Below are 16,971 nucleotides of genomic sequence, written 5' to 3' on the forward strand. Positions count from 1 at the left end.
CATTATACTTAACAGTTTTGACCTTAAGTCAAATGTTCTTAGGCAGCGGCACCGGACTTGTTGATCACTTCGTCAAAGGCCACTTCTTTCTCGGTCACTTGAGCCTTGGACAGGATCAGGTCGATGGCTTGATCTTCAACCGCCAGATTGCGGACGCCATTCAGCATCTGCTCGTTCTTCTGGTAGTACTCGATCACTTCCTTCGGATCTTCGTAGGCGGTGGCCATGGACTCGATGATGCTGGTCACACGGGCATCGTCAGCCTTGATCTCGTTGGTGCGGATGACGTCACCCAGCAGCAGACCGACGCGTACACGACGCTCAGCCTGAGCCTGGAACAGCTCGGCCGGCAGCTCAGGAGCGTTGCCGCCCTGGAAGCCACCGAAGCGCTGCAGCGCTTGCTGACGCAGGGTGTCGATTTCCTGGGCAACGGCAGCCTTCGGCAGATCGATCTGGTTGGCTTCAACCAGGCCGTTCAGCACTTGCTCTTTCACGCTGTTTTTCAGGGCTTGGGCCAGTTCGCGCTCCATGTTCTTGCGCACTTCGGCTTTCAGCTCTTCCACGTTGCCGCTTTCGATGCCGAAACGCTTGACGAACTCTTCGGTCAGCTCAGGCAGTACCTGCTCTTCAACCTTGGTCAGCTTGGAGGCAAACTTGGCCGCCTTACCTTTCAGGTTTTCGGCGTGGTAGTCAGCCGGGAAAGTCACCTCGATGGTGAACTCGTCGCCCGCTTTCTTGCCCAGGATGGCATCTTCGAAGCCAGGGATCATGCGGCCAGCGCCCAGTTCCAGAGTGAAACCTTCGGCCTTGCCACCGTCGAACTCTTCACCGTCGATGGAACCGACGAAGTCCAGGGTGACACGCATGCCATTGGCGGCAGCTGCGTCAACATCGGTCCAGGTCGCGTGCTGCTTGCGCAGGGTGTCGATCATGTTAGCCAGATCTTCATCCTTGACGGTCGCAACCGGCTTCTCGACCTTGATGGTCTCGAGGCCTGCAACTTCAAACTCCGGGTACACTTCGAAAGTGGCGGTGAACTCGAAATCCTGGCCTTCCTTGATCTCTTTCGGATCCATGGTCGGCGCGCCAGCCGGGCTCAGTTTGTTTTCGATGATGGCCTTGATGAAGTTGTTCTGCATCATTTCATCGGCAACGCGGGCATGGGCCATGGCGCCGAACATCTTCTTGATGATGGCAACCGGAGCCTTGCCAGGACGGAAACCGTCGATACGACGAGTCTTGGCCAGGCCATTCAATTCTTTACGCACGGCGGCGTCAACGGTAGCAGCCGGTACGGTGATGGTAAGACGGCGTTCCAGACCCTGGGTTGTCTCTACAGAAACTTGCATTCTTTTACCTCGTTCAACTCAGCACTGCGTGCTGACCCTTTATTGCCCCTGGGTAAATCCCCGGAGTCTTCCTGTTTATAAAGACAACGACTGTCTTTGTGATGAGAAAATATGACGCGACATTATAACGGCGCACATTGGTCGCGTCGAGCCGCACATCCCCCAACCGGGGCACAGACGGCACAATTTGCGCATGACTGCCCCCTATATGGGGAAACCCTGGCCCCAGTTCAAGCACCGGATCCACAATAATTTGCACTCGCTCACCTTTTTACCCGGCAAGACCCGCTTTTTTCGCCCCAATGGTCGCCTAAAGCACCCGTTCTGATGCTGTTGCGACCCAAATTGTCGACCTTCTCGCATCAGCCATTGCGTCCCCGAGCGCCGCTCGCTATGGTGGCAGCCAATTTATGAGTCTGGAGTGACCCACATGTCCTTTTTTCGCTTCTTGTTTAACCTGATCTGGTTTGTGCTGGGGGGCGTCTTCATGGGGCTGGCCTGGTGGCTGGCCGGGCTGCTCTGCTTCGTGTCGCTGATAGGCATCCCCTGGGGACGCGCCTGCTTCGTCATCGGCACCTTCACCTTCTTCCCGTTCGGCAAGCAGGCGGTGAGCCGCAAGAGCATGACCGGGCAGAGTGACATCGGTACCGGGGCGCTGGGGATGATTGGCAACATCCTCTGGTTCCTGGTGATCGGGGTCTGGCTCGCCATCGGCCACATCGCCTCGGCGCTGGCCTGCTTCGTGACCATCATCGGCATTCCGTTTGGCATCCAGCACCTCAAGCTCGCCTTGATAGCGCTGGCCCCCATCGGCCAGATGATCGTCACCAATCACGAGGCCGAATCCGGTCGCTACATTCGTTGATGAACAATCACCAAGCAGGCGATGCCTGCGCGGTAAAAAAAGGGCAGACTAAGGTCTGCCTTTTTTATTGCCGTGACTCGAGGTCCTCCATGCTTCCCAGCCATTTCTTCGCCAATCTCGCCCGCATGCGACTCATCTACCGCTGGCCGCTGATGCGCAACATCCAGCCCGAGAACATCGCCGAGCACAGCCTGCAGGTCGCCATGGTGGCCCACGCCCTCGGCGTCATCAGCAATCGCCTGTTTGAGGGCAAGGTCGATGCCAACCAGGCCGCTGTGATGGCGCTCTACCACGACAGCAGCGAGGTGCTGACCGGCGATCTGCCCACCCCGGTCAAGTACTTCAATCCCGAGATAGCCCGTGAATACAAGAAGATAGAGCTGGCGGCCGAGCAACGCCTACTGAGCATGCTGCCACCGGAACTGGTCGAGGACTTTCGCCCCCTGCTCGATTCGGCGGCCCAGGACAGCACGCTCACCCGGCTGGTGAAGGATGCCGATACCCTCTGCGCCTATACCAAGTGTCTGGAGGAGATTAACGCCGGCAACCGGGAGTTTGAACCCGCCCGCAAACGGCTCGAGCAGATGCTGGACGCCCGGATGAACCCGGCCATGCGCTACTTTATCGAGGTGTTCGTGGCGAGTTTTTCACTGCCTCTCGATGAATTGAATGCCCATTAACACTGCATTATGTCACTCATGTATTTAATTGAACTAGAAATGCATCACCATACCAATAAAATCACTGTTTAAGCGCAAAAACAAAGGGCCCCGACGGGCCCTTTTGGTGATCTCATCTGTGCTTATGGCACCATGGGGATCAGTGCCCCAGCTCCCGGGACGGCACCAGACCGCTCGCCCGCCAGGCGGGATAGAGGGTCGCCGCGAAGCTCATCAGGATAGCGGCGCTGGTCACTATCACCAGGTCCTGCATGTGCAGTTCGGTTGGCAGGAAGTCGATGAAGTAGATGTCCGGATTGAGGAACCGGTGGCCGATCACCCCTTCGATGAAGCTCAAGATCTGGGTCAACTTGCTCGACAGCAGACCGCCGAGCAGCGCCCCGAGCAAGGCGCCAAGCACCCCGTTCACCATGCCCTGAATGACGAAGGTGAGCCGGATCTGGCCCGGGCTTGCCCCCATGGTCTTCAAGATCGCAATCTCGCTGCGCTTCTCGTTCACCGCCATCACCAGGGTGGAGACGATGTTGAAGCAGGCCACCGCCACCACCATCAGCATCACCACGTACATGACGGTGCGCACCATCTGGATGTCCTGATAGAGATAGCCCTGGCGGCTCATCCAGCTGCTGATGTAGACGTAGTGCGGAAATTTCTGGGCAGCAGCCACCGTGATGGACTGCGCCTTGAGCACATCATTGACCTTGAGGCTGAAGCCCTCCACGTCCTTGCCCATGCCGGTGATGGCCTGGGCATCGGTCAGGTGCATAAAGCCCAATAGCCCATCCAACTGGCCGCCGATCTCCATCAGCCCCACCACCTTGAGCGCCTCGCGCTTGGGGTTCTTGATGCCGCTGGCATCGCCCCCTTGCGGCAACAACAGGGCGACGGTGTCACCAATGGTGACTCCCAGCTTGTCGGCGATGGTCTTGCCGAGGATCACCTCTTTCTCCCCCGGCTGCAGCTCGCGCAGACCACGACCGGTCATGTACTTGCCCGCATCCGACAGATTGGCTTCCAATTCCGGTAACACGGCGCGCAGCTGCACCCCCTTGAGGGCGGAGCCATGCTCCAGCAGACCGTCGAGCCGGATCACCGGCGCCGCGGCTTCGATGCCGGGCTGGGCCAACAGGTAATCCCGCAGTTTGGGCCAGTTCGGCAGCGGCGCCTCCATGCCAATAAGCTCGCCGTGGGGCACCACCGACAGCACCCGGTTTTTGAGCTCTCGCTCGAAGCCGTTCATGGCCGAAAGGCCGAGGATCAACGCCATCACTCCGAGCGCGATACCGATGAGAGAGGACGCCGAAATAAAGGCGATAAAGCCGTTGCGACGGCGGGAGCGGCTGTAACGCAGGCCCAGGAACAGGGGCAGCGGCTTGAACATCAGGCGACCTCCGCCATGATGCCGCTCACCAGGGTGACCCTTCGATGCAGCTTGGCGGCGAGGCTGAGATCGTGGGTCACCACCACGAAGGCGGTACCCAGCTCTCTGTTCAGTTCACAGAGCAGCTCATAGACGGCGGTGGCACTGGCGTGATCCAGGTTACCGGTAGGTTCGTCCGCCAACACCAGGCTCGGCTCGTTGACCAGGGCGCGGGCGATGGCCACCCGCTGGCGTTCGCCACCGGAGAGTTCGGACGGCCTGTGGTGCAGGCGATGGGAGAGCCCGACCCGGCTCAGCATCTTGGTCGCCTTGTCGGTGGCGCTGGCCACCGATTCCCCGGCGATCAGCAGCGGCATGGCGGTGTTCTCGAGCGCGGTGAACTCGGACAGCAGATGGTGGAACTGATAGACGAAGCCCAGCTCCTGATTGCGAAACTTCGCCTGGGTACGGCTGTCCCAGTGGTGGATATCCTGGCCCTTGAACAGCACGGAGCCGCTGGAGGGGTTGTCGAGCGCCCCCATCAGGTGCAGCAGGGTAGTCTTGCCCGAGCCCGAGCTGCCCACCACCGCCAGCATCTCGCCGGGGGCCACGGACAGGTCGATCCCCTTGAGCACTTGGGTCTCAAGGTTGCCCTCTTTATAGACATGATTCAGGGCCTCGCAACGCAGCAGGGGTTCACGCAGCGGGGCGTCATGCAACAAGGGCTCATTCATAAAAGGGGTTCCACTCACACTGGATGTAACGATAGAAGATGAATTATTCATAACGCAGCGCCTCGGCCGGTTTCACCCGGGCCGCACGGGCCGCCGGATAGAGGGTGGCACTGAAGCTGAGCAACACGGCGCCAAGCAAGATGGTGGTGACCTGGGCGGGCTCGACGATGACCGGCAGGCCCGAGCCGCCGGCGGCCATATAGAGGTTGAGGCCGACCGCATCAAGCAGCGGATTGAGACCGAAAGAGAGCGCCAGCCCCGCCAGCGCGCCAAACAGGGCGCCGATGACGCCGCTTGACGCCCCCAGCACCATGAAGATCTTGACGATGCCTGCCTCGCTCATGCCCATGGTGCGCAAGATGGCGACCTCCCCTTCCTTGTCGCTGACCACCATCACCAGGGCAGAGAGGATGTTGAAGGTGGCGACCGCGATGATCAGCACCAGCATCAGCCCCATCATCCGTTTCTCCATGGCCACCGCCTGGAACAGCTCGCCACGCTCGCGGCGCCAATCTTGCCACTCCAGTCCGTCCGGCAAGGCGGTCTTGATCACTTGATCGGCGGCGAAGGGATCATCCAGCCAGAGGCGAATGCCACCGACCGTACCTTCCGGCAGGCGCAGCATGCGCTGGGCATCGCCAAGGGCGATCAGCGCCACCTGGCTGTCCACGTCGGCGCCGACCCCGAAGATGCCGGAGACGGTGAACAGCCGCTGGGCCGGCACTCGGCCAAAGGGCGTGAAGCGAGTGCCCTCGGTCAGGATGAGACGCACCTGATCGCCAATTGACACCTTGAGGCGACTGGCCACCCCCTGCCCCAGCACGATGTGATACTCGCCGCGCTGCAAACTACTGAGGCGTCCCCCCAGCATCTGGGCATGCAGGATGTCATCCTTGGGCCAGAGCGCGGGATCGATCCCTTGCACGCTGACGCCGGTGAGCTGACCCGGACTCTGCAGCATGCCTTCGCTGTCGAGCATGGGGGCATGGGCGACCACGTGAGGCAGCTTGGCCAAGTCGGGCAGGCCCGGCGGCGCCACCTCCATACGGCCGGCGGCATTGGTCACCACCACATGGGGGATCACCCCGAGGATGCGGCCCTTGAGCTGCCCCTCGAAGCCGTTCATCACGGAGATGACCACCATCAGGGCCGCAACCCCGATGGCGATGCCGAAGGTGGAGAAGAGAGAGATAAATGAAACGAAGCGGTTACTGCGTCGTGAGCCTGCATATCGGAGGCCAATAGCCAGCGACAGTGGCTGAAAAAGTCCAGTCTTCAAGGATATCTACGTTGCCAACAAAATAAGATACCGGATAATAATGGTAAATAGTCTATGACAACAAGGGATAGCCTCCATGCAGGAACAGTTCTTCAGCGTCACCCATGCCACGCCGGTCAATGTGATCCCCATGCCGGCCGATTTTCACCTGCCGACCCTGGAGGCGCTGGACGCCGAACTGCCCGAGCCCTTTCGCATCGCCTCCGCCATCACCTCCATCGACCTGACCAGCGGTCGCCTGCTGCGCAGTCAGAACGAGTCGATGCACGATCTGGTGGAGATCATCAACCAGCAGTCGCGCAAGATCGACATGATCATGGGCTACGTGCTGGCGGTGCAGGATCACCCGGAACATCGCTTCCACACCCTGCGCTTTGGCGCGGGTCAGCTCACTTACCTGCATCCACGCCAGGGCCATGGCGCAACGCCACAGCTGCACCGGCTGGTGCGCCTCAAGATCTTCCTGCGGGAAGAGGCCTCCGCCGTCTACTGCTATGCCGAGGTCAAACATCTGGAGCCGAGCGAGCACGGCACTCAGGTGTTGCTCGACTATGTGCGCATCCGCGAGGATGACAGGGAACTGCTGGTGCGCGCCAGCCTGCATGTGCAATCGAAGCAGCTCAAGCTGCGTGCCCAAGAGCGTCAGCGCTAATAACAGTCAACGTTAAAAGAATCGAACGATGCCAATGACACTCCCCGCCTTGCCCGCCAAAGCGGGCCACAAGTTAACTCTCGGTCAGCTGGTCGGCAGCAGCCTGGCACTGGTTGCCGCCCGCCTCACTGCCGAGGCTGATCGCCCCGTCCTGCTGGTGACCGCCGATACCCCGAGTGCCCTGCGCCTCGAACAGGAGCTACAGTTCCTGCTGGCCGACAAAGGCTGCCCGGTGCTGATGTTCCCGGACTGGGAAACCCTGCCCTACGACACCTTCTCGCCCCATCAGGACATCATCTCCCAGCGGCTCGAGACCCTCTACAAGCTGCCGCAGATGAGCAGCGGCGTGCTGATCGTGCCCATCTCCACCCTGATGCTGCGCACCGCGCCCCAGGTTTATCTCGACAAATACAGCCTGATGGTCAAAACCGGCCAGCGCCTCAGCTTGCATCAGCTGCGTGGACGCTTGGCCGAGGCGGGTTATGTGGCGGTGGAGCAGGTACTGGAGCACGGCGAATTCGCCGCCCGTGGTGGCTTGCTGGATCTCTTCCCCATGGGCAGCAACAGCCCCTATCGCATCGACTTTTTCGATGACGAGGTGGACTCCATCCGCCCCTTCGACCCCGAGACCCAGCGCTCAAGCGAGCCGGTCAAGTCGGTGAGCCTGCTGCCCGCCCGGGAGTTTCCCACCGACGAAGCGGCCATCGAGCTGTTTCGTGGTCAGTTCCGCGAGCAGTTTGAGCTGTCGCGCGCCGAGGGCTCCGTCTATCAGGAGGTGAGCAAGGGGCGCTGGCCCGCCGGCATCGAATACTATCTGCCGTTGTTCTTCCAGCAGACCGCCAGCCTGTTTGACTACCTGCCGGACAACACCCTGCTCATCACGGTGGGAGAGATTTATCCTGCCGCGCAGCGCTTCTGGAACGACATCGGTCAGCGTTACGAGGACAGACGTTGGGATAACACCCGCCCTCTGCTGCCACCCCAGCAGATCTATCTGCCGGTCGAGCAGCTGTTTGCGGCGCTTGGCCAATATGGCGCCGTGCGGCTGCAGGCCGAGCCCACCGACGGTGGCGCCGGTCAGCACAACCTGGCCACGGCCCCCCTGCCCGACTTGCAGCTCGATCACAGCAAGGAGCAGCCCCTGCTGGCGCTCAACCAGTTCCTGCAAGGCTTTGGCGGCCGCACCCTGTTTGCGGTGGAGTCCGAGGGGCGGCGCGAGGTGCTCGGCGATCTGCTCGCACGCATCAGCGTGCAACCCAAGGAGTTTCCCTCCCTCGAAGCGTTCGTCGGGAGCAAGGCCCGCCACGGCCTGCTGGTCACCCCGCTTGAGCGCGGCTTTTTGCTACAAGAAGCCGGGCAGGAGGAGCTCGCCCTCATCACCGAGACCGAGCTGCTCGGCGGCAAGATCCGCAGCCGACGTGCCCGGGAGAAGAGCAAGAACCTCAGCTCCGATGCGGTCATTCGCAACCTCGGCGAGCTGACCCAAGGTCAGCCTGTGGTGCATCTGGATCACGGGGTCGGCCGCTACCTTGGCCTCGAGACCCTGGACGCCGGCGGCCTGCCCACCGAGTTCCTGACCCTGGAATACGCCGGCGGCGACAAGCTGTTCGTGCCGGTCACCAACTTGCACCTCATTAGCCGCTACACCGGCTCTGACAACCCGCCGAGCCACAAGCTCGGCGGCGAGGCCTGGACCAAGGCGCGGCGCAAGGCGGCGGAGAAAATTCGCGACGTGGCGGCAGAGCTGCTCGATGTCTACGCGCTGCGGGCGGCCCGCCATGGCTTTGCCTTCAAGCATGACAAGGAAGCCTATCGCCAGTTTGCCGCCGGCTTCCCGTTCGAGGAGACCGAAGATCAGCTCAACGCCATCAATGCGGTGCTGGGCGACATGTGCCAGGCCAAGAGCATGGATCGGCTGGTGTGTGGCGACGTCGGCTTTGGCAAGACGGAAGTGGCGATGCGGGCGGCCTTCGTGGCGGTGCACGGCGGCAAGCAGGTGGCGGTGCTGGTGCCCACAACCCTCTTGGCCCAGCAGCATTACGACAACTTCCGCGATCGCTTCGCCAACTGGCCAGTGCGGGTCGAGGTGCTGAGCCGCTTCCGCTCAGCCAAGGAGCAGACCGCCGTGCTCAAGGAGCTGGCAGAGGGCAAGGTGGACATCATCATCGGCACCCACAAACTGCTCGGCAACGAGCTCACCTTCAAGGATCTCGGCCTGCTCATCGTCGATGAGGAGCACAGATTCGGGGTGCGCCAGAAGGAGAAGATCAAGGCACTGCGCGCCGACGTGGACATCCTCACGCTCACCGCAACGCCCATTCCGCGCACCCTCAACATGGCGATGTCCGGCATGCGGGATCTCTCCATCATCGCCACCCCGCCCGCCAAGCGCCTCGCCATCAAGACCTTCGTGCGCCAACAGGATCCGGCGGTCACCCGCGAGGCGGTACTGCGGGAATTGAAACGCGGCGGTCAGGTTTACTACCTGCACAACGACGTGGAGAGCATAGAGCAGTGCGCCGCGGACCTGGCCACGCTGGTGCCGGAGGCGCGCATCGGCGTCGCCCACGGCCAGATGCGCGAGCGGGAGCTCGAGCGGGTGATGTCAGACTTCTACCACCAGCGCTTCAACCTGCTGGTGTGTACCACCATCATCGAGACCGGCATCGACGTGCCAAGCGCCAACACCATCATCATGGACCGCGCGGATCACCTGGGATTGGCCCAGCTGCACCAGTTGCGAGGCCGGGTCGGTCGCTCCCACCACCAGGCTTACGCCTACCTGCTCACCCCCCATCCCAAACTGATGAGCAAGGATGCGGTCAAGCGGCTGGAGGCCATCGCCTCGCTGGAGGATCTCGGCGCGGGCTTCGCGCTCGCCACCCACGATCTGGAGATCCGCGGCGCCGGCGAGCTGCTCGGGGACGATCAGAGCGGCCAGATCGAATCCATCGGCTTCACCCTCTACATGGAGCTGCTGGAGCAGGCGGTCGAGGCGCTGAAAAATGGCAAGGAGCCGTCACTTGAACAGCTAATGAGCCAGCACACCGAGGTGGAGCTGCGCCTGCCCGCCCTGTTGCCGGACGACTACATCCCGGATGTCAACATGCGGCTGTCCATGTACAAACGCATCGCCAGCGCGGCGGACGAGCAGGAGCTGCGGGAATTGAAGGTGGAGCTCATAGACCGCTTCGGTCTGTTGCCGGAGCCAACCAAGACTCTCATGGAAATAGCGGCCTTCCGCCAGCGGGCCACGGCCCTTGGCATCCGTCGGGTGGAGATGAGCGAGCGTGGCGGTTACCTCGATTTCAATCAGGACACCAAGGTCAATCCGACCTATCTGGTCAAGCTGCTCTCCGAGCAGCCACGTATCTATAAAATGGATGGACCAACCCGATTGCGCTTCCAGGTACCGAATCAGGACAGGGCCATGCGGTTGAAATTGGTGGATTCCCTGCTGACGGATCTCGCCAACCACAGCCTCTAGTGGCGCCGAGGACGAAACAAAACGGGAGCCGTAATGGCTCCCGTTTTTTATCTGCGCATTGCCTTGGCTTAGGTTGCCTTAGTTTGGCTTAGGAGCTGCGGCTATGCGCGGCTCCCTGCACCTCGCCTGGGATCAGCCCTGATTGGCCGGATCCTCGTGGGCGGAGAATTCCCGCATAAAGGCCTCGGCCCGCTCCACCATCTTGGTCGACCCGACGAAGTAGGGGGTGCGCTGGTGCAGCGCCTTGGGTTGCACGTTCATGATGCGGCCGAAACCGTCTGACGCCTTGCCACCGGCCTGCTCTACCAGGAAGGCCATGGGGTTGCACTCATACAGCAGGCGCAGCTTGCCATTCGGGGAGTTGGTGCCGGACGGATAGATGTAGATGCCGCCCTTGAGCAGGTTGCGGTGAAAATCCGACACCAGGGAGCCGATGTAGCGAGAGGTGTAGGGTCTGTGGGTCGCCTCGTCCCGCTCCTGGCAATATTTCAGGTACTTCTTCACCCCGTCCGGGAACTTGATGTAGTTGCCCTCATTGATGGAGTAGATCTTGCCCTCCTCCGGGATGCGGATGTTCTCGTGGGAGAGGCAGAAGCAGCCGATGGAGGGATCGTAGGTGAAACCGTTGACCCCAAAGCCGGTGGTGTAGACCAGCATGGTGGAGGAGCCATACACCACGTAACCGGCGGCGACCTGGCGGTTACCCGGCTGCAGGAAATCTTCCAGGGTGACGCCGGCGCCCGGGGTGCTGACCCGACGGTAGATGGAGAAGATGGTGCCAACCGAGACGTTGACGTCGATGTTGGAGGAGCCATCAAGGGGGTCGATCAACACGATGTATTTGGAGTGACGGGAGAGCTCGGAGTCGAAGGATACGAAGTCTTCTTCCTCCTCAGAGGCCATGCCGCACACCTCGCCGCGGGCCTCGAGCGCCGCCTTGAAGCGCTCGTTGGCGTAGACGTCCAGCTTCTGCTGCACCTCGCCCTGCACGTTCTCGGCGCCCATGGAGCCGATGATGTCCGCCAGCCCCGCCTTGTTGATCTCCCGGTTCACCACCTTGGCAGCCAGACGGATGGAGCTGAGCAAGGAGGTCAGCTCGCCGGTTGCGGTCGGGTAGTCCGCCTGCTTTTTGACGATGAACTCGCCCATGGTGATCATGTTTCGCATTCTTGTTCCTTTAGGATCGTTTCCGTTGGCTGTGAAAACGTTTGCAAGCACCGGCAAAAAAAGGGCCGATCCTCGGCGCGTTATTTTGTAACCTAATGTAACGCCTGTTTTTTGTTTTTGCAGCGAATTAAGCCGGCGTATTAATCGCCAATTCACGCGATAGAAACGATATATTTCACCGAAAAATCGGCTTCAATCGGCGTCTTTTGCCATGTTAATTCGTGACAATAATTCACGTTCCGGGCCCGTCATGCCAGCGGCCCCCCATCCGGTTATCCCTCCGCATCCCGGCCGCGCACCCTCTTGAGATCTCGACGTCAATCCCGCACACTGGCTGCGCTTTGGAAGCAAAAAAACATAAGGATATTCAATGAAAAGGACTCTCATTGCCGGCACGGTTGCCGCCCTGATCTCCCTCCCCACCCTGGCGGCCCAGGTGCCTGCCGGCACCAAACTGCTCCCCGCCGCGCAGCAAACCTTCGTGCGCAACATCGGTACCGAACCCGGCTCCATCGATCCCCAGATGGTGGAAGAGAGTTCGGGCAGCGACATCGTCAACGATCTGTTCGAGGGGCTCTACACCCTGGACGGCAATGGCAAGCTGCAAGCCGCGGGCGCACTCGGCTACGAGCTCGACCCCACGGGCACCGTCTACACCTTCAAGCTGAGATCCGATGCCAAGTGGTCGAATGGCGAGCCGGTGACGGCGGCGGATTATGTCTATGGTTGGCAGCGGGCGGCCAACCCCAAGAATGCGTCAAACTACGCTTGGTTCATCGAGCTGACCGGGGTGCTCAATGCCGGAGACGTTATCTCCGGTAAACAGAGCCCGGACGCCCTCGGCATCAAGGCGCTCGACCCCTACACCCTGCAGATCACCCTGAAAAACCCGGTTCCCTTCTTCCTCAAAACCCTCTCCCACTACACCACTTTCCCGGCGCCGAGGGCGACCATCGAGAAGTTCGGTCATGAGTGGGTCAAGCCGGGCAATATCGTCTCCAACGGCGCCTTCGCGCTCAAGGAGTGGACCCCCAATGAGCGCCTGATCGCCGAGCGCAATCCCCATTACTGGGATAATGCCCACACGGTGATCAACAAGGTGGTCTACCTGGAGATCGTCTCCGACACCGCCGCCTACAACCGCTACCGCTCGAGCGAACTGCACTACACCACCTATCCGCTGGAGCAGTACAAGCAGCTCAAGAGCCAGAGCCCGGATGAGCTGGTCAGCGCCCCCATGCTCGCCACCTATTACTACGTGTTCAACACCCAGCGCAAACCCTTCAACAATCCCAAGGTGCGCAAGGCGCTCTCCTTGGCCATCGACAGAGGCACCATCACCGACAAAATCCTGGGACAGGGGCAATTGCCGGCCTTCAGCCTGACCCCTCCCAGCGTCGATGGTTTCGTGCTCAAGCAGCCCGCCAGCGAGCTGATGAGCAAGGAAGAACGGATAGCCAAGGCCAAGACCCTGCTGGCCGAGGCGGGTTACGGACCGAAAAATCCGCTGGACGTGGACATCCTCTACAACACCAACGAGGGGCACAAGAAGATAGCGTTGGCCATCTCCTCCATGTGGAAACACAACCTGGGGATCAAGGCGGAGCTCAACAACATGGAGTGGAAGACCATGGTGTCGGTGCTCAACGAGGGGGATTTCGGGGTCAGTCGCTATTCGTGGAACGGGGATTACAACGATGCCTCGACCTTCCTCGACATCCTGACCTCCAGCAGCAGCGCCAACAGCGGCAAATGGGTCAACAAGCAATACGATGCGCTGCTGGCCAAGGCCCATGACTCCAAGGATCCGGCCGAGCGCAACCAGCTCTATCAGCAAGCCGAGGTGCTGATCGACGAGGAGGCCCCCATCGCACCTGTCTATTTCTACGTCAAGTCACGGCTGCTCAAGCCCTTCGTCAAAGGCTATCCCTACCATAACCCGCAAGATCTGGTCTATTCGAAAGACCTCTATCTGACGACGCAGTAGGCCACGACACCATCGAAAAAGACCGCCTTCGAGGCGGTCTTTTTTATCTCAATCGTCTATCTCACTCCTTTGTCTCGTCCTTCTGAGCTCAATCCTCTTGGCAGCCGGCCATGGCGAGCCTGGCCCGCCGCCGTACCACCACGGGCTTGACCAGCAGCTGTGCCAGCAACACCCCCAGCAAGGTCATGCCGCCACCGATCAGGTGATAACTGGTCAACTTCTCCCCCAGCAAGCCAATGGCCAGGGCCGCCGTCATCAGCGGCAACAGGTTCATGTAGATGGCGGTGCGACTGGCCCCGAGCAGCGCAATGCCCTGCATCCACAGCCAGGGAGAGAGGGCCGAGGTTGGGATCCCCGCATAGAGAATGAGCCAGAGCGCGCTGCGATCGGGCCAGTGGCCGTCCACCAGCAAGAAGAAGGGGGTGAGAAACAGCAGGCTGCACAGCACCTGGCCGTAGAGCATGGACCAGTTGTCGAGCCCCAGATCCCAGCGCTTGAGCAGCACGCTGTAGAGCGCATAAGTCGCCGCCGACAGCAGCATGAAAACAGAGCCGATGTGGATGCCTTGAGTAAATAACCGGGTCGGATCCCCCTGCCCCAGCAAAATCGTCAGCCCGAGGATGGAGATGATGCCCCCGAGCAGGGCGCCCCAGGTCGGGCGCTCGCGCAGCAGCCAGATACTGAGCAGCACTGTCATCAGCGGCGTCAGTCCCATCATCAGACCAATCTCGGTCGCGCCCAGGGTCTGGGCCGCGTAGTAACCAAAGGTCTGGTTGAGCACCATGCCGAGCAGCGCCAGCATGGCCAGCCGACCGAAGCCGGCCCACAGTTGGGCGCGCACCCGCCAGGCCCGCCGTGCAAGGAAAGGCGTCAGTACGATGGCCGCCACCATCCAGCGTGACCAGGCCAGCGCCGCGGGTGACAGCACCCCCACAGCCAGCTTGCTGACGATGCCGTTACCGGCCCAGATGGCCATGCAGGAGAAGGGGAACAGAAAAGCAAACGGCATCGCTATATCCAGAAAAAGTCAGCTGGTATTTTAGGCGGGAGTATAGGGAGGCAAACAGGATTAGCAAGCACGGCGACGGGTCGCTCGCAAGTTCACTCGAAATGGGGCTCAAGCAGGGTCTATTACTGAGGATTAAAAACAATCATGCCCGCACGGCGGCGGGCATGGGAGGCAGTCCTGACACAACGATCAGGCCGCATCCATGTGCAGTCTCGAGATCAGCTCGTTGACCTCGAGCACCGTCTGGCGGTGGGGAATGTCCGCTGGCGAGGGCATCATCAACAAGCCTGACTGGAAATCAAAGCGCCCCCTGCCGTGAATATAAATCCGCCCCTTGAAGAAGGTTTTGACATGTTTTGCCACCATCAGTGGCAGGTACTTCTTAAACACTCTCATCGTTTGCAACCTCTTGCAGTTGTATCCGTATGACAGCAGCTTCTGCGAAATAATTCCGTTAAATTTGTATAAAAAACCGGAAAAATCGCTTCTTTCATCCCCAAAAAACCATTCTTTAACTTTTTATTAACTTTTAACGTATTGTATGTGGTCCTTCAAGCCAGAGCAATACCCCTTTACCATCTTGCCACTCAATACAGGCCATGCCCGAGGTGGCAAACATGGGCGCACCCGCCGCCGGGCAGAGGCTCTGCACCAGATACCCCACCAGCGGCAGGTGGCTGACCATCAGGATGTTTTGATGCTGGCTCGCCAGCGCCGTGAGATAACTCGCGACAAAGGCCGGATCCCCATAGGGGGTGATGTCACCGCTCTCCTCGACCTTGCCCGCCTTGGGCAGTTCGGGGGCGATGGCCTGCCAGGTCTGTCTGGCACGCAGGTAGTTGCTGTGGATCACCAGACTCAAGGAACCCGCCAGCTGGGGGGCCAGCCAACGCGCCATCTGGGTGGACTCTTCGATACCCTGCTCGGTCAATGGACGCTGTTCATCAGTTTTCGCATTCATGCCAGCCTGGCCATGACGCATGATGTAGATTTTCATTACAACCTCGCCCAACGGGCCTGTGTAGATAGCGGGGGGATCTTACCCCGCCATGCAGGGGGAAACAATTGCGCTACCTCTCAGAAAAGGGTTTGCCTCGTGAGATAGCGGGGTCGATAATCATGTTTAAATTCAAATAAATTCACCGCGAGTCAGCCCAAATGAGCCCACATGCCAGTCCCAATGACCATCGGCGGTATCACTATCTGGAGCTGGCAAACCGGCTCAAGGTTTTGCTTGTCTGCGATCCCGAGACCGATAAATCTGCCGCCTCCCTGGCGGTCAACACCGGCCATTTCGACGATCCTGCCGACCGCCAGGGCATGGCCCATTTCCTTGAGCATATGCTGTTCCTCGGCACCCGTACCTATCCCAAACCCGGCGAGTATCAGCAGTTTATGAGCCGCCACGGTGGCAGCAACAACGCCTGGACCGGCACCGAATTCACCAATTTCTTCTTCGATATCGACAACGGCTTCTTCGAGGCCGGGCTCGATCGCTTCTCCCAGTTCTTCATCTGCCCCACCTTCGCCTCGAAATGGGTCGACAAGGAGCGCAACGCGGTCGACTCCGAATATCGCCTCAAGCTGCAAGATGACGTAAGGCGCAGCTATCAGGTGCATAAAGAGACGGTCAACCCGGCCCATCCCTTCTCCAAGTTCTCGGTCGGCAACCTCGATACCCTGGCCGATCTGCCGGGCCGGGATCTGCGCTCCGATCTCATTGCATTCTACGAACAACACTACAGCGCGGATCGCATGGCGCTGGTGATGCTCTCCCCTGAATCCATTGAAACCCAGCTGGCCTGGTGCGATCGCTTCTTTAGTGCCATCCCGGATCGCAATCTGGGCGCCCCGACCCTGTCGGTCCCGCTCTACCGGCTCGACGATCTCGGTATTCGTATTCAGATAAAACCGGTCAAGGAGACCCGCAAGCTGGGGCTGACCTTCCCGCTGCCAAGCGTAGATGCCTACTACGACAAGAAGCCGCTCACCTTCTTGAGCCACCTCATCGGCTATGAAGGGGATGGCAGCCTGCTCTCCCTGCTCAAGGGCAAGGGCTGGGTCAATCAGCTCGCCGCCGGGGGCGGCATCAGCGGCGCCAACTTCAAGGATTTTGGCGTGAGCTTCGGCCTCACCCCGCTCGGGCTTGAGCATGTGAGCGAGATAGTGGCAGCGCTGTTTGGCTATCTGAAACTCATCGAGCGCGACGGCTTGCAGGCCTGGCGCTATGACGAGAAGCGCAGCGTGCTCGAATCCGCCTTCCGCTTCCAGGAGCGAGGCCGGGCACTCGACACCGTCTCCGGCCTGGTGCTGAACCTGTTCAGCTATGCCCCGGACGATCTGCTCCACGGCGACTATATGATGCGGGAATACGATGAGCCGCTGATCCGCCGCTTCCTCGC

At 60.4% G+C, this 16,971-nt stretch carries 14 protein-coding genes; 6 read left to right on the forward strand and 8 right to left on the reverse strand.

Annotated elements, in window-relative coordinates; translation table 11 throughout:
- Window positions 1–38: 38 nt before the first annotated feature.
- Window positions 39–1,349, reverse strand: coding sequence for a trigger factor (gene tig / locus BN1137_RS00315; protein ID WP_050716692.1), 1,311 nt, complete (start codon window positions 1,347–1,349; stop codon window positions 39–41).
- Between the two features lie 430 nt (window positions 1,350–1,779).
- Between tig and BN1137_RS00320 the strand changes: the two genes are divergently transcribed.
- Both BN1137_RS00320 and yfbR read left to right on the forward strand, forming a co-directional pair.
- Window positions 1,780–2,214, forward strand: coding sequence for a YccF domain-containing protein (locus BN1137_RS00320; RefSeq protein ID WP_050716693.1), 435 nt, complete (start codon window positions 1,780–1,782; stop codon window positions 2,212–2,214).
- Window positions 2,215–2,303: 89 nt separating this feature from the next.
- A complete protein-coding gene (gene yfbR / locus BN1137_RS00325) occupies window positions 2,304–2,894 on the forward strand; it encodes a 5'-deoxynucleotidase (RefSeq protein ID WP_050716694.1) in 591 nt (196 codons plus the stop codon).
- 139 nt (window positions 2,895–3,033) lie between these two features.
- On the opposite strand, the gene lolE is transcribed toward yfbR, so the two are convergent.
- Genes lolE through BN1137_RS00340 form a run of 3 tightly spaced genes read right to left on the reverse strand, consistent with a single transcriptional unit; the run spans window position 3,034 to window position 6,267 of the window.
- The gene (lolE, locus tag BN1137_RS00330) at window positions 3,034–4,275 is read right to left on the reverse strand and encodes a lipoprotein-releasing ABC transporter permease subunit LolE (RefSeq protein ID WP_050716695.1); all 1,242 of its coding nucleotides are present in this window, start codon (window positions 4,273–4,275) and stop codon (window positions 3,034–3,036) included.
- Window positions 4,275–4,988 (reverse strand): lipoprotein-releasing ABC transporter ATP-binding protein LolD, encoded by a 714-nt coding sequence (lolD, locus tag BN1137_RS00335; protein ID WP_050716696.1) that lies wholly within the window; start codon window positions 4,986–4,988, stop codon window positions 4,275–4,277. The genes lolE and lolD overlap by 1 nt, the downstream gene beginning before the upstream one ends.
- Window positions 4,989–5,031: 43 nt before the next feature.
- Entirely contained in the window at window positions 5,032–6,267 is a 1,236-nt protein-coding gene (locus BN1137_RS00340; protein WP_050716697.1) for a lipoprotein-releasing ABC transporter permease subunit, read from the reverse strand.
- Window positions 6,268–6,343: 76 nt separating this feature from the next.
- Between BN1137_RS00340 and BN1137_RS00345 the strand changes: the two genes are divergently transcribed.
- Window positions 6,344–6,919: a hypothetical protein gene (locus BN1137_RS00345; protein WP_050716698.1), complete on the forward strand. Its 576-nt coding sequence runs from the start codon at window positions 6,344–6,346 to the stop codon at window positions 6,917–6,919.
- 34 nt (window positions 6,920–6,953) lie between these two features.
- Window positions 6,954–10,406, forward strand: coding sequence for a transcription-repair coupling factor (gene mfd / locus BN1137_RS00350; RefSeq protein ID WP_050716699.1), 3,453 nt, complete (start codon window positions 6,954–6,956; stop codon window positions 10,404–10,406).
- A gap of 132 nt (window positions 10,407–10,538) precedes the next feature.
- On the opposite strand, the gene fbp is transcribed toward mfd, so the two are convergent.
- A complete protein-coding gene (gene fbp, locus BN1137_RS00355; RefSeq protein ID WP_050716700.1) occupies window positions 10,539–11,573 on the reverse strand; it encodes a class 1 fructose-bisphosphatase in 1,035 nt (344 codons plus the stop codon).
- A gap of 370 nt (window positions 11,574–11,943) precedes the next feature.
- Between fbp and BN1137_RS00360 the strand changes: the two genes are divergently transcribed.
- The gene (locus BN1137_RS00360; RefSeq protein ID WP_050716701.1) at window positions 11,944–13,560 is read left to right on the forward strand and encodes a peptide ABC transporter substrate-binding protein; all 1,617 of its coding nucleotides are present in this window, start codon (window positions 11,944–11,946) and stop codon (window positions 13,558–13,560) included.
- An 88-nt stretch (window positions 13,561–13,648) separates the two neighbouring features.
- On the opposite strand, the gene BN1137_RS00365 is transcribed toward BN1137_RS00360, so the two are convergent.
- From BN1137_RS00365 to sixA, 3 genes are all read right to left on the reverse strand, one after another.
- Entirely contained in the window at window positions 13,649–14,569 is a 921-nt protein-coding gene (locus BN1137_RS00365; RefSeq protein WP_050716702.1) for a DMT family transporter, read from the reverse strand.
- Window positions 14,570–14,758: 189 nt separating this feature from the next.
- Complete coding sequence (locus BN1137_RS00370) at window positions 14,759–14,965, reverse strand: DUF1107 domain-containing protein (RefSeq protein WP_042653763.1); 207 nt, start codon at window positions 14,963–14,965, stop codon at window positions 14,759–14,761.
- A gap of 133 nt (window positions 14,966–15,098) precedes the next feature.
- The gene (sixA, locus tag BN1137_RS00375; protein ID WP_050716703.1) at window positions 15,099–15,566 is read right to left on the reverse strand and encodes a phosphohistidine phosphatase SixA; all 468 of its coding nucleotides are present in this window, start codon (window positions 15,564–15,566) and stop codon (window positions 15,099–15,101) included.
- 161 nt (window positions 15,567–15,727) lie between these two features.
- Here sixA and BN1137_RS00380 point away from each other — a divergent pair.
- On the forward strand, window positions 15,728–16,971 hold a 1,244-nt coding region (locus BN1137_RS00380; RefSeq protein WP_198150564.1), incomplete at its 3' end, for an insulinase family protein.

The sequence above is a fragment of the Aeromonas tecta genome (assembly GCF_000820185.1).
In the GTDB taxonomy this organism is placed as follows: domain Bacteria; phylum Pseudomonadota; class Gammaproteobacteria; order Enterobacterales; family Aeromonadaceae; genus Aeromonas; species Aeromonas tecta.

Bases quoted from the DNA above. Each gene is read 5' to 3' on its own strand.
- BN1137_RS00320 (WP_050716693.1), top strand. From the start codon at position 1,780: ATGTCCTTTTTTCGCTTCTTGTTTAACCTGATCTGGTTTGTGCTGGGG.
- mfd (WP_050716699.1), top strand. From the start codon at position 6,954: ATGACACTCCCCGCCTTGCCCGCCAAAGCGGGCCACAAGTTAACTCTC.
- tig (WP_050716692.1), bottom strand. From the start codon at position 1,349: ATGCAAGTTTCTGTAGAGACAACCCAGGGTCTGGAACGCCGTCTTACC.
- sixA (WP_050716703.1), bottom strand. From the start codon at position 15,566: ATGAAAATCTACATCATGCGTCATGGCCAGGCTGGCATGAATGCGAAA.
- yfbR (WP_050716694.1), top strand. From the start codon at position 2,304: ATGCTTCCCAGCCATTTCTTCGCCAATCTCGCCCGCATGCGACTCATC.
- BN1137_RS00365 (WP_050716702.1), bottom strand. From the start codon at position 14,569: ATGCCGTTTGCTTTTCTGTTCCCCTTCTCCTGCATGGCCATCTGGGCC.
- lolD (WP_050716696.1), bottom strand. From the start codon at position 4,988: ATGAATGAGCCCTTGTTGCATGACGCCCCGCTGCGTGAACCCCTGCTG.
- BN1137_RS00360 (WP_050716701.1), top strand. From the start codon at position 11,944: ATGAAAAGGACTCTCATTGCCGGCACGGTTGCCGCCCTGATCTCCCTC.
- BN1137_RS00345 (WP_050716698.1), top strand. From the start codon at position 6,344: ATGCAGGAACAGTTCTTCAGCGTCACCCATGCCACGCCGGTCAATGTG.
- fbp (WP_050716700.1), bottom strand. From the start codon at position 11,573: ATGCGAAACATGATCACCATGGGCGAGTTCATCGTCAAAAAGCAGGCG.
- lolE (WP_050716695.1), bottom strand. From the start codon at position 4,275: ATGTTCAAGCCGCTGCCCCTGTTCCTGGGCCTGCGTTACAGCCGCTCC.
- BN1137_RS00370 (WP_042653763.1), bottom strand. From the start codon at position 14,965: ATGAGAGTGTTTAAGAAGTACCTGCCACTGATGGTGGCAAAACATGTC.